This window comes from Asaia platycodi JCM 25414 (assembly GCF_000614545.1).
GTDB lineage: Bacteria > Pseudomonadota > Alphaproteobacteria > Acetobacterales > Acetobacteraceae > Asaia > Asaia platycodi.
In genome coordinates this window covers 14,294-39,318 of the sequence record NZ_BAKW01000017.1, presented here as the reverse complement: position 1 = coordinate 39,318, position 25,025 = coordinate 14,294, and the positions used below count along the sequence as shown (strand labels likewise).

General features: G+C 59.1%; 17 protein-coding genes and 9 pseudogenes. 12 read left to right on the top strand and 14 right to left on the bottom strand.

Annotation, left to right across the window (positions count from 1 at the left end; translation table 11 throughout):
• Positions 1-90: 90 nt before the first annotated feature.
• Entirely contained in the window at positions 91-831 is a 741-nt protein-coding gene (locus JCM25414_RS19950; RefSeq protein WP_206777961.1) for a sugar phosphate isomerase/epimerase family protein, read from the bottom strand.
• A 322-nt stretch (positions 832-1,153) separates the two neighbouring features.
• Here JCM25414_RS19950 and JCM25414_RS19945 point away from each other — a divergent pair.
• Positions 1,154-2,637 (top strand): annotated as a pseudogene (locus JCM25414_RS19945) (sugar porter family MFS transporter).
• A 32-nt stretch (positions 2,638-2,669) separates the two neighbouring features.
• Here the strand turns inward: JCM25414_RS19945 and JCM25414_RS19940 are convergent.
• Positions 2,670-3,182, bottom strand: a complete 513-nt coding sequence (locus JCM25414_RS19940; RefSeq protein WP_051535870.1) for a P-loop NTPase family protein — start codon at positions 3,180-3,182, stop codon at positions 2,670-2,672.
• A gap of 137 nt (positions 3,183-3,319) precedes the next feature.
• On the opposite strand from JCM25414_RS19940, the pseudogene JCM25414_RS19935 reads away from it, so the two are divergent.
• Positions 3,320-4,257: pseudogene (locus tag JCM25414_RS19935) on the top strand (DMT family transporter).
• Positions 4,258-5,152: 895 nt separating this feature from the next.
• On the opposite strand, the pseudogene ndk reads toward JCM25414_RS19935, so the two are convergent.
• Positions 5,153-5,574, bottom strand: a pseudogene (gene ndk, locus JCM25414_RS19930) (nucleoside-diphosphate kinase).
• Positions 5,575-5,691: 117 nt separating this feature from the next.
• On the opposite strand from ndk, the gene JCM25414_RS12145 reads away from it, so the two are divergent.
• The 3 genes and pseudogenes from JCM25414_RS12145 to JCM25414_RS26690 form a co-directional block, all read left to right on the top strand.
• Positions 5,692-7,584 carry an ABC-F family ATP-binding cassette domain-containing protein gene (locus tag JCM25414_RS12145; RefSeq protein ID WP_025841821.1) on the top strand — a complete coding sequence of 631 codons (1,893 nt, stop codon included), beginning with the start codon at positions 5,692-5,694 and terminating at the stop codon, positions 7,582-7,584.
• Positions 7,585-7,595: 11 nt separating this feature from the next.
• Positions 7,596-8,745: pseudogene (locus JCM25414_RS19925) on the top strand (AI-2E family transporter).
• Between the two features lie 403 nt (positions 8,746-9,148).
• Positions 9,149-9,298: pseudogene (locus JCM25414_RS26690) on the top strand (MerR family transcriptional regulator); the annotation flags it as partial.
• A 48-nt stretch (positions 9,299-9,346) separates the two neighbouring features.
• Here the strand turns inward: JCM25414_RS26690 and JCM25414_RS25235 are convergent.
• Positions 9,347-9,712: a hypothetical protein gene (locus JCM25414_RS25235; protein ID WP_035443375.1), complete on the bottom strand. Its 366-nt coding sequence runs from the start codon at positions 9,710-9,712 to the stop codon at positions 9,347-9,349.
• 26 nt (positions 9,713-9,738) lie between these two features.
• On the opposite strand from JCM25414_RS25235, the gene JCM25414_RS25230 reads away from it, so the two are divergent.
• Positions 9,739-9,921, top strand: a complete 183-nt coding sequence (locus tag JCM25414_RS25230) for a hypothetical protein (protein ID WP_035443372.1) — start codon at positions 9,739-9,741, stop codon at positions 9,919-9,921.
• Between the two features lie 97 nt (positions 9,922-10,018).
• Here JCM25414_RS25230 and JCM25414_RS25225 read toward each other — a convergent pair whose 3' ends face one another.
• The 3 genes and pseudogenes from JCM25414_RS25225 to JCM25414_RS19905 form a co-directional block, all read right to left on the bottom strand.
• Entirely contained in the window at positions 10,019-10,414 is a 396-nt protein-coding gene (locus JCM25414_RS25225) for a hypothetical protein (protein ID WP_051535869.1), read from the bottom strand.
• Between the two features lie 61 nt (positions 10,415-10,475).
• Positions 10,476-11,633: a DegT/DnrJ/EryC1/StrS family aminotransferase gene (locus tag JCM25414_RS12130; protein WP_025841819.1), complete on the bottom strand. Its 1,158-nt coding sequence runs from the start codon at positions 11,631-11,633 to the stop codon at positions 10,476-10,478.
• 53 nt (positions 11,634-11,686) lie between these two features.
• Positions 11,687-13,671, bottom strand: a pseudogene (locus JCM25414_RS19905) (polysaccharide biosynthesis protein).
• 187 nt (positions 13,672-13,858) lie between these two features.
• Here JCM25414_RS19905 and JCM25414_RS19900 point away from each other — a divergent pair.
• Both JCM25414_RS19900 and JCM25414_RS23405 read left to right on the top strand, forming a co-directional pair.
• Positions 13,859-14,644, top strand: coding sequence for an MraY family glycosyltransferase (locus tag JCM25414_RS19900; RefSeq protein WP_159101764.1), 786 nt, complete (start codon positions 13,859-13,861; stop codon positions 14,642-14,644).
• On the top strand, positions 14,626-14,799 hold the full coding sequence (locus JCM25414_RS23405; protein WP_159101763.1) for a hypothetical protein: 174 nt from the start codon (positions 14,626-14,628) through the stop codon (positions 14,797-14,799). Before JCM25414_RS19900 ends, JCM25414_RS23405 begins: the two co-directional genes overlap by 19 nt.
• A gap of 7 nt (positions 14,800-14,806) precedes the next feature.
• Here the strand turns inward: JCM25414_RS23405 and JCM25414_RS12115 are convergent, their stop codons facing one another.
• The 3 genes from JCM25414_RS12115 to JCM25414_RS12105 form a co-directional block, all read right to left on the bottom strand.
• On the bottom strand, positions 14,807-15,337 hold the full coding sequence (locus tag JCM25414_RS12115) for a GNAT family N-acetyltransferase (RefSeq protein WP_025841818.1): 531 nt from the start codon (positions 15,335-15,337) through the stop codon (positions 14,807-14,809).
• 124 nt (positions 15,338-15,461) lie between these two features.
• Positions 15,462-15,866: a MarR family transcriptional regulator gene (locus JCM25414_RS12110; protein WP_025841817.1), complete on the bottom strand. Its 405-nt coding sequence runs from the start codon at positions 15,864-15,866 to the stop codon at positions 15,462-15,464.
• A 268-nt stretch (positions 15,867-16,134) separates the two neighbouring features.
• Positions 16,135-17,544 carry a leucyl aminopeptidase family protein gene (locus JCM25414_RS12105; RefSeq protein ID WP_025841816.1) on the bottom strand — a complete coding sequence of 470 codons (1,410 nt, stop codon included), beginning with the start codon at positions 17,542-17,544 and terminating at the stop codon, positions 16,135-16,137.
• A gap of 108 nt (positions 17,545-17,652) precedes the next feature.
• On the opposite strand from JCM25414_RS12105, the gene JCM25414_RS19895 reads away from it, so the two are divergent.
• The 4 genes from JCM25414_RS19895 (at position 17,653) to fdxA (ending at position 20,967) form a co-directional block, all read left to right on the top strand.
• Complete coding sequence (locus tag JCM25414_RS19895) at positions 17,653-19,497, top strand: helicase-related protein (protein WP_242403553.1); 1,845 nt, start codon at positions 17,653-17,655, stop codon at positions 19,495-19,497.
• A gap of 5 nt (positions 19,498-19,502) precedes the next feature.
• Positions 19,503-19,904 (top strand): hypothetical protein, encoded by a 402-nt coding sequence (locus JCM25414_RS25220; RefSeq protein WP_242403552.1) that lies wholly within the window; start codon positions 19,503-19,505, stop codon positions 19,902-19,904.
• A 286-nt stretch (positions 19,905-20,190) separates the two neighbouring features.
• Positions 20,191-20,481, top strand: a complete 291-nt coding sequence (locus JCM25414_RS12095; protein ID WP_025841815.1) for an RNA-binding S4 domain-containing protein — start codon at positions 20,191-20,193, stop codon at positions 20,479-20,481.
• Between the two features lie 153 nt (positions 20,482-20,634).
• Complete coding sequence (gene fdxA, locus JCM25414_RS12090; protein WP_025841814.1) at positions 20,635-20,967, top strand: ferredoxin FdxA; 333 nt, start codon at positions 20,635-20,637, stop codon at positions 20,965-20,967.
• A 163-nt stretch (positions 20,968-21,130) separates the two neighbouring features.
• Here fdxA and cyoD read toward each other — a convergent pair whose 3' ends face one another.
• The 4 genes and pseudogenes from cyoD to cyoA all read right to left on the bottom strand — a co-directional run bounded on the left by cyoD (position 21,131) and on the right by cyoA (position 25,005).
• Positions 21,131-21,466, bottom strand: coding sequence for a cytochrome o ubiquinol oxidase subunit IV (gene cyoD / locus JCM25414_RS12085; RefSeq protein WP_025841813.1), 336 nt, complete (start codon positions 21,464-21,466; stop codon positions 21,131-21,133).
• Positions 21,466-22,082: pseudogene (gene cyoC / locus JCM25414_RS19885) on the bottom strand (cytochrome o ubiquinol oxidase subunit III). Before cyoC ends, cyoD begins: the two are co-directional and overlap by 1 nt.
• Before the next feature lies 1 nt (position 22,083).
• Positions 22,084-24,070, bottom strand: a pseudogene (gene cyoB / locus JCM25414_RS19880) (cytochrome o ubiquinol oxidase subunit I).
• Between the two features lie 6 nt (positions 24,071-24,076).
• Positions 24,077-25,005: pseudogene (cyoA, locus tag JCM25414_RS19875) on the bottom strand (ubiquinol oxidase subunit II).
• Positions 25,006-25,025: the final 20 nt, after the last annotated feature.

The window sequence follows — 25,025 nt, the reverse complement described above, 5'->3', positions numbered from 1 at the left end:
CGTCTCAGGCGAGGTTCATGAAGGAACGGAGTCGATTCTGTAGCTCGGGTAGCAAATATTGCGGGTCACTCTCCCATAAAGCGGGGCTGATCAATTCGATTGACCAGCTTCCGTCATAGCCGCTGCGGCGCACCGCATCAGACCAGGCCGTAAGGTCGATCTCTCCTTCCCCCGGCATACAGCGCGTAGAACCGTTTCATCCCAGGCCTCATCGCGGCGAGGACGACGACCGTCGCAGAAATGTACGCCGAAAATTCTGCCTTTATCGAAGACCTCAACATCTTCAGGGGTCTGGCCCGAGGCATGGAAATGCCAGAAATCGACAACTACCCCGATATTATCGGCCCCCACTCGCCTGAAGATTTCTTCGGCCTGCGCAAGGCTGCGAAACTGCGTGAAGGCGGGCAGTTCGATCATGTAGCGAATACCATGATCCTTCCCGATCGCGGCAATCGCCGCAATATTGCGCGTCATGATTTCCATGATCTGCTCTTGCGACAGATGGTCAATGCCATTGCGCGGAAGGATCATGACAGTTTTGGCACCCAGAGCCTGAGCCTCTTCGGTAATCTTGCGCGCCTCACTCAAAAGTTGGGCGAATGGTTCGGGTTCGTGACGCTCGATATGGTCGAGCGCGCTGACATAACCGACACGCAGACCAGCCTCCTCAATCGTGCGACCGAGTGTCTGAAGCGAGCCGCCACACGCCAGAAAACGGGCGAGCTTGGGATAGAAAATCTCAAGCTCGTCGAACCCGGCCTCCCGTGCGAGACGGATATCGGTGATCAGATTGCTGTGAAAGCTTGAAATGCCGTGCAAGGCGGTAGCCATAAGTCTGACCTCTCTTCGGAAATGAACGAAAATGAAGAGGGCTTGTTCCAGCAGGCTGGAGGCCCTGCGTCCGATCCTGACGTCGATCAGCACACGCCCCATGCCGGTTTTGATGGAAAACCATCGGAATAGGCATACGCTTTGCCAACGCGCTTCGTAGGTTTGGAAGGTTACGTACACGTCATCTTCGAGGTGCGCCCATGCGCTTTTCCAACTATCTGCCCCACCGCTCCGAAACGATCACCCATCAGAACCGCCTGCATTCTGCATCGTCCTATGATGCCGGAGCTCTCATTGAACCGTCCGGCGCGGGAGATATCTTATGAGCCGGGTGAGCGAGCTCGTCGGTGTCTCTTCCGAGCGTCACGACGTCTCCTATGTTCTACGCATTTGTGCGGTTGCCGCTCTGGGCGGCATCTTGTTCGGCTACGATACCTCGGTCATCTCAGGAGCAATCGGGCCGATACGGGCTCATTTTCATCTGAGCGACGCAGAAACCGGCTGGGCGGTATCGAGCGTCATTCTCGGCTGTATCGCAGGCGCGTTCGCCTCCGGCTGGCTCGCCCACAAGCTTGGCAGACGCATGGCGCTGTTTGTTTGCGCCATCCTGTTCTCGGTACAATCGCTGGGCGCCGCTCTCGCGCCAGACTTCACACAATTTGTGCTTTATCGCATGCTGGGAGGGCTGGCCGTGGGCATCGCCTCTGCCGTGTCACCGATGTACATGTCAGAGGTCTCCCCCAAGGATATGCGCGGCCGAGCGCTCTCGATGGAGCAATTTGCCATCGTTCTGGGGGCCCTACTGGTCTATATCGTCAACTACCTGATCGCAGCCCGCGCCAGCACTGCATGGCTAGAGGAAATGGGCTGGCGCTGGATGCTCGGATCGGAAATCGTCCCCTGCGTGATTTTCTGCGCCACGATCTTCCTCATTCCTGAGTCGCCGCGCTGGCACATGACCAAGGGGCGTGAGGATCACGCGCTCAGAACACTGGCGCGCATCTCGAACGAGGCCCACGCGCAGTCGCTTATAAACGAAATCCGCATCTCGATCACCCATCATGGAGCAGCGAGCCGCTCGCTGATAGGTGTCCTACGCGACCGACGCGCAAGATGGATCATTTTCATAGGGGCCATGGTGGCGGGGTTGCAGCAATTCACCGGCATCAACATCGTCGTCTATTATGCGCCGATGCTGCTGAGCGCCTCGAGCGGCAGCCTGCAAAATGCTCTCTTCCAGACGATCTGGATCGGTGTCGCCAACCTTGCCGGAGGCATGATCGGCGCCTGGATCGTGGATCGGAAGGGTCGCAGACGCTCATACTCTGGGGATCGCTCGGAATGACTCTCGGGCTGCTGGCCTCTTCCCTAGCCCTTTACACGCAGGATACGGGCCTGCTCGCCCTGTTCGGGCTCCTGCTTTACATGCTGATGTTCGGCCTTTCCTGGGGGCCTGTCGCATGGATACTGGTGTCCGAGATCTTTCCCAACAGGCTGCGCTCAATCGGTATGAGTCTTGCCGTCGCCTCCAACTGGGTCATGAATTTCATCGTGGCGCAGAGCTTTCCGATGCTGGCAGGAAATGCCACGCTCAACGCCGTCTTTCACGGGGCGTTTTCGATGTGGCTCTTTGCCGCCCTCTGCCTCGCATCGATGCTGTTCGTTTTGCGTTTCGTACCGGAAACGAAAGGCGTCTCGCTTGAAAAAATCGAGGAAACACTGCTTGCCGGTCCCTTTGGCTCTCACCTCGCTACCGGGGCTTCGTTAATTGACAACCGCAGGAACAGCGAGCTTCCGCCGGACTAAAAAAATAGCCTGCTCCCGCCGGCGGAATGCCGCTACTGCCTGCGGCGTGGGAAGAAAGAGCTTCGGCAGGCCCATGTGTCGAACATGTGGCGATAACGCCTTCTGTTCGACCGTGTCGGCCCGACGATGTGTCGCACCATCGAAAACCGCATAGACTCAATGGTCGCGCCGTACCCTCCATGACGAACCCGCCTGCCGAGGCATCGCGTAACGTAGCGCTGCAAACTGGTCATGGTCGTCGCGTCGAGCAGAATAATGCCAGTCGCCCGTGCCAGACGCCGATCGAGGCAGGATGAATAATTGCCATCCATGACCCATGACGGTGCCTCTATTGCGAGAGCATGATCGTGATGGAAATCGGCCAAGGGCCTCATCTTGTCGAAACTGCCAGCTTCATGGCGCAGGAGGTCGAGATGCACGACCGGAAGGCCCCGAACGCTCCCGATGAAAACCGAGAGCGTCGATTTGCCGCTGTTGCTCGGCCCCATGACGATCAGACGCGGCCCAAGCTCTTTGAACGAGACATCGCTGAAGTGTCCCCTCATCGCCCTTCTCCCTGAGCTGCGCTCCGAAAAACACGCCTCATGACAATTCGTCGCGACCGGCTGCCGGCCGGGGTGCGAGAAATGGCCGCTCATGGCAGAAGTCAAGGATCGCAGAACAGACCGCAGAGGGGCAAGACATGCATCGTTCGCATGATCGGGGGATGGGGCTGGAAGAATGGTGCCTCTTGCTGGTGCTCGCCTTGCTCTGGGGCGGTTCTTTCTTCTTTTTCAAAATTCTCGTTTCGGCCGTGCCGCCATTTACGGTCGTGCTGGGGCGCGTGGGGCTTGCGGCCCTTGCACTCAATATTTTTCTGCTTTCAAGGCGCGATGTTCTGATGCTGGAGCGCTCCGTCTGGGTGAGGCTGCTTCTGCTGGGTATGCTGAATAACGTCATCCCGTTCTCGGCAATCGCGTTCGGTGAGACGCGCATACCAAGCGGTATTGCAGCCATCCTGAATGCCACCACCCCGGTATTCACCATCGTGGTCGCACATTTCTTCACCCATGATGAAAAACTGCGCTGGGGGAAAATTATCGGCATCGCGATGGGGTTCTGCGGCGTAGGGGTGCTGATCGGTCCGGCTCTGTTCGGCGGAGGTGCGCAGCGATCGCTTCTGGGAGAGCTTGCTTGCCTCACAGCCGCGTTGAGCTACGGCTTTGGCGGTGTTTATGGCCGGCGGTTCAGAAATCTGCCACCTCTGAGGCTCGCGACCGGACAACTCACCGCGAGTACGGTGCTAATCATGCCTTTCTCCCTCATCGTCGATCATCCCTGGAATCTGGCTTCTCCGTCGATCACGATCTGGGGCGCCTTTGCGGGAATTGCCTTTCTCAGTACGGCACTCGCTTTATTCTCTACTTCAGACTTCTCGCAACGGCGGGTGCGACCAATCTGTCTCTGGTCACCTTCCTGCTGCCGATCATGGCGTTGCTGCTCGGCACGGTGTTTCTGGGTGAGACGATCAGATGGTACGCGATAGCTGGTCTGGCTTTGATCGGCACAGGACTTGCGGCAATAGACGGACGTCCCTGGCGTCGGGCCAGAACTCTGCTGAACCCGAACAGGACAGATTGAAAACACCAGAATCAAGTGCATCCGGAGCCCGAAAGCGCCTCTCGACTTTACCGATTGATGAGCTGGACCGACAAAAGCGCTACATGATCGGGAGATTTTCTGGAAAGGAAAAGAGTACGTCCAGGTTCGATCCAGCGCATGTCACCGTCGAGGTGAGGATCTGATGAAACGGCGCTCGATATTCCGATCTCAGACACCGCGTCGACCTCCGAGACAATGACTTTACTGAAGATTGCCGAAGCCATATCCTGAGTCGGCGCAACAACTTCAGACGGGGCTGAGCGATAGCGGAAAGTTACTTGGTGAACGTCAGGAAGGAGAATGTAGCAGCATTCGTCTCCGGACATGCCAAGCTTTTCAAGTGAGCGGCCATCTTCAGTCAGAACAGTGATATCGGGATCGGAAATTTCGACCTGGTCCTGCGGCGCCTGTTCGCGCTTGCGAGGAAAAGGGACAACCCTGCTCTGGTTCGAGCCGGCAAGATGTCCCGATGTTGACGCTGCACTATTCGGTGACCACACCATATCAAATACACTCTTCCACTATTATTGATCTGCTGGATACTCCGCAATTTTTATCATTGTTTCCTCTTCGGTTCTGCTTACCCAAGATGAAAAACATATAAAATTTCATGGCACGATCACACCGAACGTTAATATCGAGTACCATCTGTCGTATATGACGAAAATTATCGTCAACCTGTTAATGACAGTACAGTGACCAATAGTTCTCTTCGGAACCGGGCAACAAAAAAGGTGGCCCCGGGCCACCTTTCCTGTTGTTCATCACGGGCTATCCATCCGGGAAGATGACAAATCCTCGAATGGAACATCCGTGCTATCGAGAGCTGCGCGCCTATGAAGCGAGGGCAACACAGCCCGAAATAGCAAAAGTCTTACGCGCAGATTTCAGTCTCGGCGAAGAAGAAAGCGATTTCGTTCTTTGCGTTCTCGAGGCTGTCCGAACCGTGCACAGAGTTGGCTTCGATGCTCTCGGCATAGAGCTTGCGCACGGTGCCGTCCGCTGCCTGGGCCGGGTTGGTAGCACCCATGACTTCACGATGACGAGCAACGGCGTTTTCACCCTGCAGAACCTGCACGACAACCGGCTCGGACAGCATGGAAGAAACAAGGCTGCCGTAGAAGGGGCGCTCTGCGTGAACGGCGTAGAAGCCTTGGCCTGATCTTCTGTCAGCTTGATGCGCTTCTGTGCGACGATACGCAGGCCTGCGTCTTCGAACACGGTATTGATCTTGCCGGTCAGGTTGCGACGGGTCGCGTCAGGCTTGATGATCGAAAGGGTACGTTCCAGGGCCATTGCGGCAACTCCTGCACAAAAAAGGGAAGCGGTGAACGCCCTTCCCCTAGAGCAAAACAACACTTCCTGATAGTCCGCATCACATCAAAACGCGTCCATCCTGCCGGGGAATTTGCAGTGAGCCTTCTGACCATCACCGATCTGACCCTGCGCATCGCCGGGCGCGTCCTCCTCGACAATGCCTCACTGAGCGTCGATCCCGGTCGCAAGATCGGTCTAGTGGGGCGAAACGGCGTCGGCAAATCGACGCTTCTCGCCGCCATCGCAGGCGATCTGCACCCCGATGGCGGCACGATCATATTATCGAACCGGGCCAGTATGGGCCGGGTGAAACAGGAAACACCAGAAGGCGAGGCCTCTCTCATCGAGACAGTGCTCGCAGGCGATCTCGAGCGCGCCCAGCTCCTTCATGATTCCGAAACGACATCCGATCCGACGCGTCTGGCCGATATCCATGAGCGGTTGCTCGTGATCGACGCCCATACGGCCCCAGCGCGTGCCGCCAGTATTCTCTCAGGCCTTGGTTTCGACCATGAGGCACAGCTGCGCCCGGTCTCATCCTTCTCGGGCGGATGGAGGATGCGCGTCGCGCTCGCCACCGCGCTCTTCCTCAGCCCCGATCTGCTTCTCCTCGACGAACCGACCAATCACCTCGACATCGAGGCGACGATCTGGCTCGAAAACTGGCTCAAGGCCTTCTCCGGCGCCGCCATCGTGGTCAGCCACGATCGCTCGCTGCTGGACAGCGTGGTCGATTCCATCGCGCATCTCGATAAGGGCAGGATCAACCTGACGCCTGGTGGCTATGACGAGTTCATTCGTATCCGCACCGAGCAAGCCCTGCAGCAAAACCGCGCCGCCGAGCGCCTTGCCGCCCAGCGGGCGCATATGCAGTCTTTCGTCGATCGTTTCCGGGCCAAGGCCACCAAGGCGCGCCAGGCCCAGGCACGACTGAAAGCCCTCGCCCGGCTTCCGCAGATCGATTCCGTTGTCGAGGACAGCCCGACCCGTTTCTCTTTTCCAGAGCCTGCCCCGCTTCCACCGCCGATGCTCTCTCTCGACAAGGTGACGGTTGGCTATGACGGGCGCGCCGTGCTCTCCAACCTCTCTTGCCGTCTCGATCTCGATGATCGCATCGCGCTGCTGGGGCAGAACGGCAAGGGCAAGTCGACTTTTGCCAAGCTGCTGGCCGGACGACTTGAACCGATTTCGGGCACCATGCAGCACTCATCGCGGCTGCGCATAGGCTATTTTGCGCAGCATCAGGGCGACGAGCTCGTGCTGAGCGAAACGCCGATCGACCATATGAGCCGCGCCATGCCGGACGCGACGCCAGTCGCCGTGCGCGCCCAGCTCGATCGCTTTGGCCTCGACGCCGGCAAGGCAGAATCGCGCGTGGGCGATCTGTCAGGCGGTGAGAAAGCCCGCCTCCTTCTGGCGCTGGCCACACGCAACGCGCCCCATCTTCTGCTGCTCGATGAACCGACGAACCATCTCGATCTGGATGCACGCGATGCCCTCATCAGGGCGTTATGCGACTTTGAAGGGGCCGTGGTGCTGATCAGCCATGACTCTCATCTCGTGGAATCCGTGGCCGATCGTCTCTGGCTGGTCGATGAGGGTACCATCACCCCCTTCGACGAGGACATGGACGGCTATCGCAGCTGGCTGATCGAGCGCGCCAGAAAAGCCGCCAGCGAGACACGCATCGAAAGCGGCACCGATAATACTGGCCGCAAGGACCAGCGTCGTGACCGCGCCGAGCAGCGACGCACTTTGGCGCCTTTGCGCAAGGTGGCTAAGGCTGCCGAGCAGCTCATGGAGCAATTGGGCAAGGAACGAGCGAAGATAGAGACGCGGCTTGCGGATCCGGCACTTTATGAAAAAAGCGATGCCAGCGAGATAACGAAGCTGAATACGAGACTGGCTGCGCTGATCGCAGAGGAACAGGCTGCAGAAGAACGCTGGCTCAACGCAGAGGCCGAGATCGAGCTGGCGAACCAGAGCTAGGCGTTTTCGTTATGCCCAATACCGATTATCGAGAACGGGAAAAGATGTCCGAACATCACTCTGACGACGCCCCGACTGCAGGGCGCGAATTGCTGCAGATCTTCAAAATTCTGCGTTTCACCCTCATTATCACGCTCGTCGTTCTGGCACTCTGGCTCCTTGGCGATGTGTTGATGGTCGTGTTTGCCGCGACGCTGTTTGCTGTCATCCTGCACGGGTTGGCACGCATCCTGCGCGACAAGGCACGCATCCCCTACCAGCTTGCGGTCGGGCTCGTGGCATTGATCATTCTGATCGCCATTGGAGCACTGTTCTATTTCAGCGGTCCACAGATCAGCGATCAGTTCGTCAAGCTGAAGCAGGCGCTGATCACGCAGTACGGTCAGTTGCGCAGCCAGATGGGCACGAGCACCTGGGGTCAATTCGCGCTTGACCACCTGCCGAAATCACTAGGAGGAAACGAGCAGGGCAGTGGCGCCTCCCTCGGGGCAGGACTCGCCAACTCGGTCACTGGTATCCTGAGCAGCGCGTTCGGTCTTCTTGGCACAATCGCCGTCATTCTGATCGCCGGACTCTATTTCGCGCTATCACCCGCCATCTATGTCGACGGCCTTCTGCGCCTCGTGCCGGAAAGCCATCGCCCGACCGCACGCAAGCTCGTCCTCACGGCAGGCACGACCCTGTGGTCCTGGACCATCGGACAGGCCTTCGACATGCTGGCTGTCGGTCTGGCCTCTGGCATTGGGCTCGGCTTTCTGGGCGTGCCTCTGGCCATGGCACTTGGCGTTGTTGCCGGGCTCTGCAACTTCATCCCTTATATTGGCGCTATTCTCGGCGCGATACCGGCGGTTCTTATCGCGCTTTCTCAGGGAACGCGCACCGGCTGATGGTGGCAGGGCTCTACTGCGTCATCCAGTTTCTCGAAGGCAATGTGCTGGCACCGCTCATCCAGCGGCACGCCGTGCACATGCCCCTGCCCTCGCCATTCTGGCTCAGACCGTGTTCGGTACCATCCTCGGTGTGCCTGGGCTTATCCTGGCATCTCCCCTCACCGCGGCGCTGCTTGCAATCGGCGATACCGCTACGGCACCGCTTGACGAGAAAATGCGTACCGGAAAGACCATGGGTGATTCGCCATTGTCTCACGATGGTGCTGACTGATCTCTCTCCCGTCACGCCATACTGCACTGGACAACGGGTTTGTCACCGCGTGTCCAGTGCATGGGGCCGGAAACCGCGCCTCCTATTCGACGCAATATCTCCTTCAATTCTTTCGACGAGCCCGTATTCCTGCCCGGAATGGCACTCTCAGCACCGGAGTATCTTGCTCTGCGGTCCCTTCCCGCTGCCTGACTGGATAAGCTCAAGACCCTTGCCCGAGATCCTGAATAGTCGCTATGGGCTGAAATGTTCCTGTGCACGCTTGGACTCAGCACCCTGACGCTCCATCCCTCCCCATTCTGAGAGCATCACTTCCGACATTAGCGCAGCATCTCATTTTACTCTTGCTCCTGACACTGTGTCAGCATCTCACCCTGCATGCGGCACCAATGGAGGGGGTTTGATGACACGCGACAGATCGATCGGGGAGATGGCGGCTCAATGCGGGCTTTCGGCGCGCAGCCTACGTCATCTCGAAGAGAAGGGCCTTATATGCCCAAGGCGGAGCGAGGCTGGTCGGCGCGTCTACGGCGCGCAGGAAGTCAGGCTGATTACGCGCGTTCTGTTGCTGCGTCAGACGGGGTACCGCCTGTCCGAAATATCATCGGCCATGCTGCAACCCTCCCTGGATGCCCGGAGCCTGATCGAAACCCAGATCCTGCATCTGAGCGCTAAACAAAGACAGGTCACGCTCATGCTGCGACGCTTGCATGAAACGCTGACCCTGCTCGAAACGCGTGAAGCACCAGATGTGGATGGGCTCTGTTCCCTTATCAAGGAGGCACAGAACATCATGTCGCAGAACGATCTCAAGACAGTCGCAAAGCAGTATTTCACGGAAGACGAGTGGGAGCGCTGGCAGGAAGTGGGCAGCAGGCTGTTTCCCGGCGAGGCGCGCACGCGGTACGAGCAGGAGTGGGCGACGCTCCTTGAACGCATCGAAAAGCCATTGCTTCGGATGTTGCACCCGGTTCGACCGAAGCCGTCCTGCTCATGCAGGAATGGATGGCCCTCCAGCAGCCCATGGTCGAGGCCCTCGGCAAGGAGCACTGGAATAAGGCCGCCAGAATGTATGGCGAGATGGCGCAGTGGGAGACCGAAACAGCCAGGGCGCCGTTCAGCCAGAAAGTCTATCGCTTCGTCTCAGAGACCGCCCGTCTCGCCCGTCAAAGCTGAACAAAAAGGGAGGCGGGTTTGCCCTGCCTCCCTTTTTCATTTCTCGCGATTTCCTCACTGCGCACAAAATGCACATTGGGACTGTCCAGAATGGTCTTCAGGGCACGTCTGTCTTCTGGAAACCTTGCCCGTCTATGAGATGATGAAGAATGGCCCAGTCTTCGTCGCTGAAACTCTGCACCTTCAGACGCGCTTGCGAATTGACGCGCGTAATGGCTGTATTATTCCAGTCAGCACCGCTGATTCCGGTCCAGAGCGCCAGTTCAAACGCCCCGCCATCCGGGTTACGACCTCTGATCACAACATCACCCGTCGAAGGGGCTGGTGATGTGAGCGGCGCCCAGTGGCTCTTATGGCCCTTGAGCCAGTGATTGAGTTGTCCTGTCTCGTCGGCGTTCAGCACGCGGGTTTGTCCGGTCTGCTCGATTGTGAGCGTCACATCGCTCACGGTCTCGAATTTGAGCGGCCGCAGCGACGGCAGGGCGAAAGCCATATGACCGCGACCGTCGCAAGCACGAGGGTGACAAACCCGACAACGAAAAGTGTTTCCTTCCTCACGCGCCGTGCTCCGGGGAGAAAAAACCCTGAACGGCAGCGATAATCCTTGCCACCTCGTCATCAGTCAGTTCGGGATGCAGTGGCAGCGCCAGAATGCGCGCGCCCAGCCCTTCCGAAACCGCTAGCGTGATCGTCTCGTCATGATGCTCTGCATAAGCGGGCTGCTCGTGGAGCGGTCTGGGATAATAGACCACGCTCGGTATGCCCTCCCTGCCAAGATGGGCCTGAAGCGCGTCGCGCGTCGCAGCATCAGGGAGCAGAATCGAGTAGATCGCCCAGGCGCTTTGCGACCCGGCCACGCGGCGGGGTGTCACGACCAGGCCGGAGAGCGCCGTGTCATAGCGACAGGCTATGGTCTCGCGCCGCTTCAGCTCCTCTTCAAAACGATCGAGCTTGGCGAGCAGGATGGCCGCCTGAATCGTGTCAAGACGACCATTCAGGCCGATACGCAGCACCTCATATCGCGTGCGCCCCTCGCCATGGCTACGCAACGAACGATAGAGCGCCGCACGTTCGGCATCATCGGTCAGAATCGCCCCACCATCGCCATAGGCACCCAGCGGCTTCGAGGGGAAAAACGAGAGCGTCGTCGCCAGAGCCTCACGCCCCAGCTTGCGACCGTTGAACGACGCGCCAAAAGCCTGGGCGCAATCGGCCATGAGAAGCAGACCCTGGTCGGTTGCGATGCGTCGCAGGGTTTCCCACGGTGCCGGTTGACCGAAAAGATCGACGCCGATGATCACGCGAGGCTCAAGCTCTTCCTGCGCGCGGATGGACTCGATGCGTGCCGCAAGACTAACCGGATCGATCTGGAAGGTTGCAGGATCGACATCCACGAAAACAGGCGTCGCCCCCAGCAGAAGCACGACTTCTGCCGTGGCCGTATAGGTGAAGGCGGGCAGAAACACAGCGTCGCCCGGCCCTATCTCTTCGGCCATGAGCACCATGAGCAACGCATCGGTACCCGACGAGACGCTGATCGCATGGGCGGCGCCACTATAGGCGCAGAGTCGCGATTCAAGCTCCTCGATTTCAGGCCCCATCACAAATTTGCAATGGGCAAGCACGGTATCGATCCGCTCGCGCAAGGGGGCGCCCAGTCGGGCCTGCTGTCTTGGCAGATCGAGAAATTGGATGGGGGCTTTTTCGCTCATTGCACCTTGTTTCCATTTTCAGCCACCGAAGGCGACCCTCATATGGCGCGGGACTATGACACAGACCCGTCATTTTCCGAAGTGGACGCGGCCACCCCGGTTTCCGCCATCTCCGCCCGGAGGCGGCGCACCTCACCCAGCGGATTATGCGCGAATTCGGGGACCAGCTCTTTCATGACCCCCAACGCCTGATCCACCTCGTCGCAATAGCTGACCCGTTCCAGCTCCTGAAGCAGGCCCGCGGCGGCGGTAAGATCGATCATGCGGGGCGTGGCCATTTTGAGACCAGGGGCATCCGTCGGCACGGGCGCCTCGCGCCCATGAAACAGCTCTTCATAAAGCTTTTCACCGGGGCGCAAACCGGTGAAACGGATAGCGACGTCCTCATCCGGCTTGAGACCCGCAAGACGGATCATCTGTCGTGCCAGATCGAGGATACGCACGGGCTCGCCCATATCGAGCACAAAAATACCGCCTTGCTGAAGGCGTTTATCCGTCTCGTCTTTCTGATTACGCAAAGCCGTGCCACGCACGCTGGCCTGCAATACAAGGCCGACCGCTTCGGGCACCGTCATGAAATACCGTGTCATGTCGGGATGCGTCACCGTCAACGGGCCGCCCTGCTCGAGCTGGCGACGAAACAGCGGCACGACCGAGCCCGTCGACCCCAATACGTTGCCAAAGCGCACGGTCACGCAGCGAAAAGCAGAACCTCTTGTCTCGGCAGCAACCGCGAGCGCCTGACAATATATCTCGGCACAACGTTTTGACGCTCCCATGATGCTCGACGGGTTGACCGCCTTGTCACTCGAGATGAGCACCATGGCCGAGGCGGCGTGGCGTATGGCCGCATCGGCCACGATGCGCGTTCCGATCACATTGGTCAGCACACCTTCGCAAGGATTGGCTTCAACAATCGGCACATGCTTCAACGCCGCCGCATGAAAGACCAGGGCGGGCTTGTGAACCGAGAACACCTCATCGATTCGCTCTGCATCGCGTATATTGGCCACGATGACCTGACGCGGCACCATGGGGTAACGCTCGGATAATTCGAGATCGATCTGCCAGAGCGCGAATTCGCCATGATCGAGCAGGAGCAAATGGCTCGGTCCAAATTGCGCCACCTGTCGCACCAGCTCGGACCCAATCGTTCCGCCTGCGCCCGTGACAAGCACGACCTGCCCCTGAATGAGACGGGCCATGCCTTCGCGATCGAGCGGCACCTCGGGGCGGTTGAGAAGATCTTCCAGAGCGATAGGCCGCATCTGGATTTCCTCGGCAGGCGTCAGGCTGGTGAGCGACGGAGCGCGCTGTACGGCAATGCCATGGGCCTGACCGGCATCCAGAACGACCGAGAGCTGCGAGCCTCGCCATTCGGGGTCGGTGACGATCACGCTCTCCGGCAGAGTGTCACCCTGGCTCATGCGCGCCAGGACGGCCGAAAGATCGTTGGCGACACCCAGGATCGGCACGCCATGCAGCCGACGCCCCTGCTGGCCCGGCGATCTGGTGACCAGGCCGAGCACATCATAATGCCTGTCCGAAACGCGCTCGAGCGCACGCAGAAACAGGTCGGCGCTCAGATCCGACCCGGCCAGAAGCACCCGTATTTTCTGCCCCTGCGCCTGCTGCCGTACTGTGCCATAGACTCGGGTCAGGAGACGTCCCCCTCCAAGCCCTACGAGCAGAACGAGGGCGTAGATGAGGGGAAAGGTCGGAGACGGAAGCGGAAACCCCGTTAGAAAAATCATGAGCGAGAAGAGTGCTGCACCCGCGACCGACGCAGCGGCAATGCCCCTCAGATCGGCAACTCCTGAAAAGCGCCAGTATTGCTGCGGGATACGAAAAGGCAGCCCACTCACAATCAGGGTGATGGCCCCTCCCATGATGAACCAGAGCGGATGCAGCAGCCCGTCATGAGGGCTGCCAGAAAGCGCGCCACCGGCGCCGCCAGGCCTGAGATCAGACCATCGGCGAGGACATTGACCGCAATACGCCCGGTCGGTCGGTGGCGTCTAGCCACGGATTGAGGCACAGGGGCTGGGCTAAGAGGATGTTGCTTCGCGTTCACGTGACACTTATAGCCCCAAAATCTTTTTCCCGGCGATGGCCTCTCACCACGCTTTTATACTGCTCGTGAAAAAAATGCGGATCTGACGATGATACCCCTGATCATTTGCTGTCTCAGCGCCGCTGGTATCAGCGTTGCCCTCATCTGCCACATGATCCGCATCGGGGTGATGGACGTGCCGGGTCATCGCAGTTCGCATACCCGCCCCACACCCAAAGGCGGTGGAATCGGTATCGTCGTCGGCTTTCTTCTTGTCTTTCCGATCAGCCAGCTCTGGACGCAGGGCGATCTGCCAGGTGTCTCACTGCTCCTGCCCCTGCTCGCCATTGCACTTCTGGCTCTTTTTTCATGGCTCGACGACGTTCATTCCTATCGCGCATCCCTCAAACTGGGTGTGCAGGCTATTGCCGCGCTCATGGTGCTGACAGGCATGGCTTTCGGCAGCATGACCGTGACGAGCTTTTCGCCGCTGATCCTCGCCTGCCTGCTTTGCGTCGGTTTCTGCTGGCTCGTCTATGTCACTAACGCGCTCAATTTCATCGACGGCATCAATGGTCTGGCATCGGGTAGTATGGCAATCAGCGCGCTGATCATGGCGTGGTTCTTCGACCAGACCGGCCAGGCCGGGCTCACGCATGCGGCGCTGATACTGGCAGCCTGCCTGCTCGCCTTTCTCCCTTTCAATTTTCCGCAGGCCCGCATTTTCATGGGCGATGTCGCAGTCAGGGTGCTGGACTTGCCCTGTCCTGGTTCGGGCTTGAGGCGGCTGTCACCACACCCCACCCGCTTCTCATGCCCTTTCTACTCTGCGGTATCCTGTTCGATGTTGCCTTCACGCTGGTACGACGCGCAGTGGCTGGCGACCCACTGGCGCAAGCCCATCGCAGCCATCTTTACCAACTGGCGGTACGCGCCGGTATGTCACCGGTTCTGGTGACACTGATCTACTGGCTGTTCGTGATCTGGGGGGGCGTCGTCTGTGTGCAACCCTCGTCTCTCGCCCTGAGGCTGAGCCTTCTTCTCACGCCACAGGCGCTCTGGCTGGTTCTGGTCATTCTCCGCGCGCGCGCCCCAGGTGTGGGCAAATGGTAAGAGGTGCTTACTCGGGCCTGAGACGCTCCAGCACCAGGATCGGCACAGTCTGGTAATGTGAGCGAGCAAGCGGGATGAAGCCGCTGCGTGCGGCTACACCAAGAGACGCCCTGTTCTGCAGATCGATCATGCAGACAGCCCGCCTGTGGATTGTCTCATGGTCCAGCCACGCACAGGCTGCCGCCACAGCTTCCTTTCCGTATCTCCTGCCATGGCACCATGACGCCAGAAGCCAACCCGCTTCAGGAAAGCCGTCCAGAGAGGGCTCTATGCCACGATGGTTCTCGCCAAAGCCGATCGTGCCGACAAAGCGACCCGACTCGCGCTCTCGCACACTCCAGAAACCGTCACCGAGAATATCCCAGAACCCGCGATAGCGTATCAGGCGCTCCCGCCTATCGGAGCGGGTGGCTGGCACACGCGTCGTATACCGTGAAACGAGAGGATCGGCGCGCATCCTGGCAAGATCATCAAAATCGCACAGCGCGAGGAGCGTAAAAATCAAACGCCCCGTCTCGATCTCTCGTGAGCCGCCCATAATGCCTCACCTTTCCGCGCCAGAAACGAGAAAAGCCACTTCTCTCTCAGGAAGCGGCTTTTCGGTTTTCATCTGCGGTAAACGACCTTGCGAGAAGGAATTTGCCAGCAGTGATCGCTCGCAATCAGCCAGCGATACGACGCACGTTCATGCGCTCGACTGAGCCGCGCGTGGTCTTGGCTGCAGGCTTCGTCGTGCCCGAAGCTTCGCTCATAAGCGAACGCATTTCGCGCAGGAATGCAGAGCCCTTGAGCGTGCGCTGCACCAGAACCGAGCGGCGATCCAGCGGATCGACCTTGCGACGGGCCAGATCCAGCTCGCCGAGGCGATCGAGAGCACGCGTAATGGCGGGCTTCGAAACATTGAGTTCCTGAGCGAGACCGCGAACCGTGTGCGCCCCGTCCTGCAGGTAGCAGGTGAGAAACACACCAAGCTGACGCGCCGAAAGATCAGGGCCGTCCTTGCGCACGAGAGAAACGATCGTGTCGCGAAGAAGGTTCAGCATCTGGTCATTCTGTGCCTGGGCCATCGAAAAAACTCCTGAATGCGTCGCGCGGCTGGCGCGGCTGAAATGGTCTTACCCGTCGCCCAAGTAAGCCACCCGAAATCTGCCAGTCGACATCTTGCGGGACGCCACGCCTTGGGTGCGTGTCCTATCGGCGCGTGCTCTAGGAATGGGGCGGGTTACGTCCCGATCAGCGTTGCATTCCTACAACATGCGCCAAACGATACGCAGTCATATAGGTTCGTTTTGGCAATCGGTTTAGTATCTTTTTGTTGAAACTCAGGGACTAAGCTCACACCAATCCTGCCTTTTCATTAATCATTCGTAATGTCGTCTCCACTAATGCGCGAAGTGCAAGCGTCTCTCCGCCCTCTGGACGGCCGGGAATTGAACTGTCATTCCACGCATAAGTGTCGATATGTGCCCATTTTACAGTGGGTTCGACGAAGTGTTGTAGAAAAAGCGCCGCCGTGATGGCGCCTGCCATGGGCTTGTCAGTGACATTGCCAAGATGGGCATTTTTGCGGCAGAGCCATGCGTCGTAGCCATGCCAGAGTGGCAATTGCCACATGGCATCGCCCATCGCCGCACCGGCACTCAAGAATATTTGAGCCCATTGAGGGTTGTTACAGAAAAGCGCAGGCAGATCTGGGCCGAGCGCGACACGCGCCGCACCGGTCAGAGTCGCGGCATCGAGCAACCAGTCAGGCTGCTGCTCGCAGGCTTCGGTCAGCAGATCGCTCAAGACCAGACGCCCTTCGGCATCCGTGTTGCCCACTTCGACAGTCAGCCCGGCGCGGGTCATCAGAATATCGCCGGGGCGCATGGCGTGACCCGAAATGCTGTTTTCGACACAGCCGAGGCGAAGCTCGAGGCGGATCGGCAGATCCTTCGCCATGATGACATGCGCCAGAGCCAGCATGAGCGCCGCCCCGCCCATGTCCTTCTTCATGCGCAGCATGCCGCTCGCAGGTTTGATGTCATAGCCGCCCGTATCGAAACACACGCCTTTGCCGACGAGTGACAACAATGGGGCATCTGCTGGCGCCTTGCTGCCGCGCCACGACGCCCTGACGACCTGAGCCGGTCGGTCAGACCCGGCCCCGACCGCCGAGAGGCAGGGATAAGCACTGGTCAAAGCCTCACCCGTGATGATTTCGCAATCAGCACCCTGAGCCGAAACCACGGCATAAGCGGCCTGGGAAAGTTCTTCCGGGCCGAGCAGATTGGCGGGCTGGTTGATCAGATCGCGACCCAGCCAGATGGCCTGAGCCAGCGGCAACACGGCGCGCGTGCCATCGGTAAGGACGAGACGCGTCGGAAAAACCACGTCCCGGCCCACGGCGAACCGATAAGCGCCCATGCAGAACCCGAGTGTCGCATCATATGTAAGCTCGGGGCAGAGCTTGAGCGCCTCAGCAGCACAGGCAATCTGCCAATCCCCGGCCGGGAGTCCTGTCGCAAGCGCACCGAATCGTGCAGCGTCCCGTTTCGTTGCATCGATGACGAAAACGGCCAGAGCAACGCCGTCGGCGCCCGGTACGAGGTAGAGCCTGCCGCATTGCGGCTGTCCGGCCATTTCGAAAAGAGCGGCCGCCTGCCCTCCGAGAAGGCCGATGAAGTCCTGATCCGGCAGGACGATATGCACGGTTCTCGCCTCATCGGCTTTCTGCACCAGACAGAACTGTTCAGGATTGCGCATTCACATCGTCCTTTCGCCGTCATTCATGAACCCCGAGCGGGGTTAGTCGAGCTGTGCCAGTCGCAGGGGCGTCTTGCAATTCCGGCGCTCATGCACAAGCATCACAGCATGAAGACCCAGCACCATGTCATGCCTCGCAGGGTTCGCGCCGTGCTCGGACCCACCAATACCGGCAAGACCCATTACGCGCTGGAGCGCCTTCTGGCCCATGAGTCGGGCATTATCGGCTTTCCGCTCCGTCTTCTCGCCCGCGAGAACTACGAACGCATGGTTCGGTTGAAGGGCGCGCGCTTCGTTGCCCTGATCACCGGCGAAGAAAAAATCGTGCCGCCGGATGCCAGATGGTTCTCCTGCACGACCGAGGCCATGCCACTCACGCGCAGGGTCGAGTTTGTGGCAGTCGATGAGATCCAGCTTAGCAGCGACCCGGATCGGGGGCACGTCTTTACCGACAGGCTTCTCAACGCGCGCGGCAATGTCGAGACGTTGTTTCTCGGCGCCGAAACGATACGCCCCTTGTTGCAGCGCCTCGTGCCCGGCATCGAGATCGATACAAGGCCGCGTTTGTCGAGCCTCGTTCATACCGGGCATACCAAGCTCTCTCGCCTGCCCGCGCGCTCAGCCATCGTCGCCTTCTCGGCGGCGGAGGTCTATGCCATTGCCGAAATCATTCGCAGGCGACGCGGCGGCTGCGCGCTCATCATGGGGCAGCTCTCACCACGCACACGCAATGCACAGGTCGAGCTCTACCAGAACAAGGATGTCGATTATCTGGTGGCGACCGACGCCATAGGCATGGGTCTCAACATGGACGTCAACCACGTTGCCCTGGCCTCGCTGACCAAGTTCGACGGAGCCTCACTGCGCCCTCTCAGCGCACAGGAATGCGCCCAGATCGCCGGGCGCGCCGGGCGTGGCATGAAAGACGGAACATTCGGGACGACCGCAGAGGCACGCCCCATGTCGGAAGCGCTGGGTGACGCCATCGAGGCGCATCGCTTCGACCCGATCGAACGGATAAGCTGGCGCAACGCCGCCCTCGATCTCGCCTCGCCCGATGCCCTGCTGGCGAGCCTGAACGCAGCGCCACCCCGCCGCGGTCTCGTTGCCGGCCGCCCGGCTTCGGACGTGCTCACCCTCGAAAATCTGTCAGGAGAGCGCGACATACGCGACGCGGCGCGCGGCAGGAAAGCGACCGCCCTTCTCTGGGACGTCTGTCAGATCCCCGATTTCCGGAAACTGGGCGACGACTCCCATGTACGGCTCTGCCATCGGCTGTTCATGCATCTCCTCAATGACGGCGGCATTCCTGCCCAGTGGTTTGAAGCGCATATCGCCGGTTTCGCCAGGCTGGAAGGCGATATCGACACGCTGATGCATCGACTGACCGGCATTCGCGTCTGTGCCTATGTCGCGGCCCGCAGCGAATGGAGCGATCGGGCCCAGCATTGGCAGGAGCGCACACGCGAGGTCGAGGACATGCTCTCCGATGCGTTACATGAGCGACTGACGGCACGCTTCGTCGACCGGCGGGCCACCTCCCTCCTGCGCAGGCTGGATAGTGACGGGGCGAGGGATCTGCTTTCAGCCGTCACCAAGGATGGACAGGTCATCGTCGAAGGTCATGCGGTCGGAACAATAGAGGGCTTCACGCTCAAGCCGGATCGGGAAGAAACCCTGCCCGAGAAGAAACTCATGCTGCGCGCCGGGCGCCGGGCATTGCTGCACGAAATTCCACGTCGCGTTCAGGCCCTCATTGCCTCTCCTGACAGCGATTTTGTGCTCGATCATAATACGGGCACGCTCTCATGGCAGGGGATCGTGATCGCGCGCTTGCCAGGGGCACGGCGCTTCTCACCCCGGGCGTCCAGATACTTGGCGGTGAGTTTTCAGACACGAAGCAACGCGATCTGGTCCAGGAGCGGCTTCAGGGGTTCGTGCAAACGACGCTAAGGGACGTGCTGGCCCCGCTCTATGCCCTCGCCGCCACGTCTCATCCCTCTCCCGCACTACGCGGCCTCACCCACCGCCTGATGGAATACGGCGGGGTAGCACCACTGCTGGCTGCAGAACCCGGCAGTCATGGCCAGCAGGCACTCGGCCATTTTCGCCGCCTCGGTATTCTTTTCTGCCCCTACGGGGTGTTCATGCCCTTGCTGCTCAAGCCTGCCCCTATGGGCATACGCGCCTTCTGCTCAGCCTGTGGTATAAGACGGCGCGGCCTGGTTTCAATGCAAGCCAGATTACCCTTCAGGCGCCCAAGAACGCCGCTCTGGCGCCTCTGGGTTGGGTTGATGCCGGAACTATGTGGCTTCGTCTCGACCGCGTTGAGAAACTGTTGGGAGACCTGCACCGTCTGACACGCTCTGGCGCTCGCCCTCTACCTGGCGATTTCGCCTCGCGCCACGGTTTGGGCAAAAGCCAGATCGGCGACATTCTGATCGCCCTTGATACCCGCCTGAGGCAGCCTGCGCAGCTCCCCGCCGCTCAGTTCGGACCGCCCGCTCCGCTCATGCTACTGGGCACGTCCCAGCGCGCGGAAGGACGCAGGAGAAAAAAACAGGGGCACATCAAACCGTTGACTATCGTAAAAGACAGTCCTTTCGCAGCCTTGGCAGGGCTCACTATACGGTCGATACAATCCTGATGCCCGAACAGGATTACGAACGTCTCGATCTCTGGCTCTGGCATGCGCGTGTCTGTCGTCACAGGCAGGATTGCGCCGCACTCATCGAAAGAGGCGCAGTACGTATCAATCGTCAGGTCACCAGAAAACCGCATAGCAAGATACGCGTCGGCGATGTGCTCGGGCTACCCGGTCATCCGCGGCCCGAAGTGCGCATCTGGCGCGTTATCGCACTGGCCTCACGGCGCGGTTCAGCCACGGAAGCCGCGCTGCTCTACGAGGTCATCACCGAAAATCAGGACGGAAGCTGAACTTTAGGGGCGATCTGGCAAACATATGCTTGCCAGAACGGGAAAGTTCCGCCTATCTGCGGCATCCCTTTTTGGAAAATCCCTGACAGGGTGACTTGCGCCTTCTGGGATCCTCTTGGGCCGTCTGGCCCCAGCTTACGATCGGAGACACCAATGGCCTATGTGGTCACCGAAAACTGCATACGCTGCAAATACACGGATTGCGTCGAGGTCTGTCCGGTCGATTGCTTCTATGCTGGCGAAAATTTTCTTGTGATCAATCCGGACGAATGCATCGATTGCGGCGTTTGCGAGCCGGAATGCCCGGCAGAAGCGATCTTTCCCGATAGCGACGACCGCGCTACGCCCTGGCTCGAGGTCAACAGCAAATACGCCGCAGTCTGGCCGAATATCACACGCAAGATCGACTCAATGCCCGATGCCGATGAATGGAAAGACAAGCCGGGCAAGGATGCCATGCTGTCGCCGGAACCGCATAAGGACTGAGACCGACTCCCGACCCGACAGTCGGAGCAACATGGGTCGGCCCCCTGTCTGCACCGCGCCATAAAAAAGCCCGAAGGGATATCCCTTCGGGCTTTTTTGTTACCGGCACTAACCGTCTTCCAGACCTCGCCCCATCAAGGGCGAGGTTGGAAGAGCGGGCATGTCAGCGCGACATCATGTTCATGCTGACGTCGTGGATGATGAAGATAGTTCCACCGACGATGATCAGAACGCAGATGACGGCAAAGGCAAATGCCGTGTTGTTCCAGGATTGGCTCGAACTGCCGTTCATGTGCAGGAAGTAGATCAGATGCACGAAGATCTGAACCACTGCCAGACCGGCAATAACCCCGAAGGTCATGCCGGGCGTCATGAGGTGCATCTCGACGATTGCGAAAGCCGCAATCGTCAGGATGGCCGCAATTACGAAGCCGATGATGTACGAGGCGAAGCTGCCGTGAGACTCGCCTTCGTGTTGATGGGTCGATGCTTGGCTCATCAGATCACACTCAACAGATAAACGAAGGTGAACACGCAGATCCAGACGATATCCAGGAAGTGCCAGAAGAGGCTCAGGCACTGGAGCTTGTCCATATAGCGTGTCGTGAAAACCTGCGGCGTGAAGCTCTGGACCATCACAACAGCGATCCAGACCAGACCACAGGTCACGTGAAGACCGTGCGTCGCCACCAGCGTGAAGAACGCAGACAGGAACGCGGAGCGATCCGGACCAGCGCCTTCATGAATCAGATGGGCGAATTCCCTGACTTCGAGCACAAGGAACCCGAGGCCGAGCACGAAGGTAACGGCCAGCCAGAAGAGCATGGCGCCCTGCTTGCGGGCAAAAGCCGAAAGCATGCCGAACCCGAAAGTGATCGAGCTGAGCAGCAGGAGGGCCGTTTCCAGCCCCACCCCGTTCAGATCAAACAACTCCTTGCCCGTTGGGCCACCGGCAAACTGGTACGCATGACGGCGAAGGTGGCGAACAGCGTTCCGAAAAGGAGGCAGTCCGTCATCAGATAGATCCAGAACCCGAACACGTTATTCGTGCCGTGATGCTCGTGATCGTCTGCGCCGTGTGCGGTGCCGTGCGGCGTTGCTGAGATATTTGCCATGTTATTCTGCCGCCTGTGCTGTCAGTGAGCGGACATAGTTGGCCTGGTCGCGTTCGATTTCGCTGACCGGGACATAGTAATCCACATCAGTATTGAAGCTGCGCAGGATGACCGTTGCGAACACGCCGGCAAGGGCGAGCGCTGCGAGCCACCAGATCCACCAGATCGCTGCGAAACCGAGCACGAAGCTGAAAGCGCCAACAAAGAAGCCAGCAGCCGTGTTCTTCGGCATATGGATCGGCGTCAGCGTCTTGCTTCATAGCTGCGACGGCCAAGCTGCTTCTCGGTATGGAACGTGTCGATACCATGAATGTCAGGAAGGACGGCGAAGTTATAAGCCGGCGGAGGCGAGGACATCGACCACTCGAGCGTACGCGCATTCCACGGATCGCCCGTGAAGTCACGGCTTTCCGGCAGGTTGCGATCACGGATCGACACATAGATCTGCATCAGCTGGCAGACGACACCGACAGCGATAACGGCAGCACCGAGCGCAGCAATCTGCATCTGAACGTGCCAGTCAGCATTGTCGTAATGGTTCATACGGCGGGTCATGCCTTCGAAGCCCGCAATGTAGAGCGGCACGAAAGCGAGATAGAAGCCGACAAACCAGCACCAGAAGCGCGCTTGCCCCAGGCTTCGTTCATCTTGAAGCCGAGAACCTTCGGCCACCAGAAATTCAGACCGGCAACATAGCCGAAATACACACCGCCGATGATGACGTTGTGGAAATGGGCGATAAGGAACAGCGAGTTATGCAGCACAAAGTCAGCTGCGGGCATCGCCATCATGACGCCGGTCATGCCACCGATCGAGAAGGTGATCATGAAGCCCATGACCCAGTACATCATGCCGTTGAACTGGATGCGGCCCTTATACATGGTGAACAGCCAGTTGAAGATCTTCACGCCCGTAGGCACGGCGATGATCATCGTGGCAACACCGAAGAAGGCGTTGACGTTCGGGCCTGCGCCCATGGTGAAGAAGTGATGAGCCCAGACGATGAAGGACAGAACACCGATCGCAAGCGTGGCATAAACCATCACGCGATAGCCGAAGAGAGGCTTGCGCGAGAATGTCTGGGTGATTTCCGAGAACACGCCGAAAGCCGGCAGAACCAGTATGTAGACTTCCGGGTGACCCCACGTCCAGATGAGCGAGAGATACAGCTGAACGCTGCCTCCGCCATCATTGGTGAAGAAGTGCATCCCAAGGTAACGGTCGAGAGCGAGTTCGGCCAGGGTTACCGTCAGAACCGGGAAGACTGCCATGATCAGAACGACCGTGACGAGAGCCGTCCAGGTGAAAACAGGGAGCTGCATCCAGCCCATGCCGGGCGCACGCATCTTCACGATGGTGACGAAGAAGTTCACACCTGTCAGCAGCGTACCGACACCGGCAAGCTGGACCGCCCAGATATAGTAATCAACGCCGACACCCGGACTGAACTGCTGCTCGGACAGAGGCGGATAGACAAGCCAGCCACACTGGGCGAACTCACCGATAAACAGCGACACGTTGATGAGAACGGCGCTGATCGTGGTCATCCAGAAGCTCAGCGAGTTCAGGAACGGGAAAGCAACGTCGCGTGCGCCAATCTGCAGCGGCACGATGACGTTCAGAAGACCCGTCATGAATGCCATGGCCATGAAGAAGATCATGATCGTGCCATGGGCGGAGAAGATCTGGTCGTAATGGTGCGGCGGCAGATAACCCGGATTGCCGTTATAGGCCAAGGCGAGCTGGCTGCGCATCATGATGGCATCGGCAAAGCCGCGGAACAGCATGACGAGGGCGAGCACGATATACATGAGGCCCAGACGCTTGTGGTCGACCGAGGTCAGCCACTCGCGCCACAGATAGCCCCATTTGCCGAAATAGGTGATCGCACCGAGAACGGCGAGTGCGGCGATTACAACGCCTGTGAACGTGCCAACAAGAATAGGCACATCCAGCGGTATCGCCGAAAGTGTTAACTTACCTAGCATGTGTCCCTATTCCTTCATCTGCATGTCGGACATGGCGGACTGCATGTGCATGACCTGACCCGTCGACTTGTCGATGACCATACCGTTATTGTACTTGGCCACGATGGTGTCGAAGAGGTTAGGCTGAACATGCGCGAAATACTTGACCGGAGCAGCTTCCTGCGGAGCGGCAACCTGCGGGTAGTCTGCAGAGTCGAGCGAGTCAGACGCGCCCTTCACCTTGTCTACCCACTGGTTGAAATCGTCATCCGACATCGCCAGCGTACGGAACTTCATGTCCGAGAAACCACGGCCCGTATAATGCGCTGCCTCACCCAGATAATCACCCGGCGCACTCGCCATAAGATGAAGCTGGGTCTGCATGCCTGCCATCGCGTAAACCTGGAACCCAGGCGCGGGATGAAGAACGAGGTCATGACAGCGTCAGACGTGATACGGAAATTGATCGGTGTGTTCACCGGCACGGCAAGCTGGTTGACCGTAGCGATACCCTGGTCGGGGTAGATGAAGAGCCACTTCCAGTCGAGAGCGACGACTTCAACATTCAACGGCTTGCGACCCGCAGCTTCAGCCGAGTGAAGCGGACGGTACGGATCGAGCGTGTAGCTCGTCCAGATCGCGATAGCGCCCAGGATCACGATCACAACGGCAGGAATACCCCAGACGAAGAACTCGATCTTCGTGGAGTGGTCCCAGTTCGGCAGATATTCGGCCGACGTGTTGGACTCGCGATATTTCCAGGCAAAAAAGAGCGTCATCATGATCACAGGGATAACGATGCACAGCATCACACCCAGCTCGATCAGGATGACGTTACGGTTCTGAAGTCCTACCGGGCCACGCGGATCGAGAAGATCGAGCGTACAGCCTGAGAGGAAAAGCGCCGGCGCCAGCGGCAGAAGCCGCCGCAATTTCGGCAAAAGTCTATTTTTCATTGTCTGCCCCGCTCGTTGAA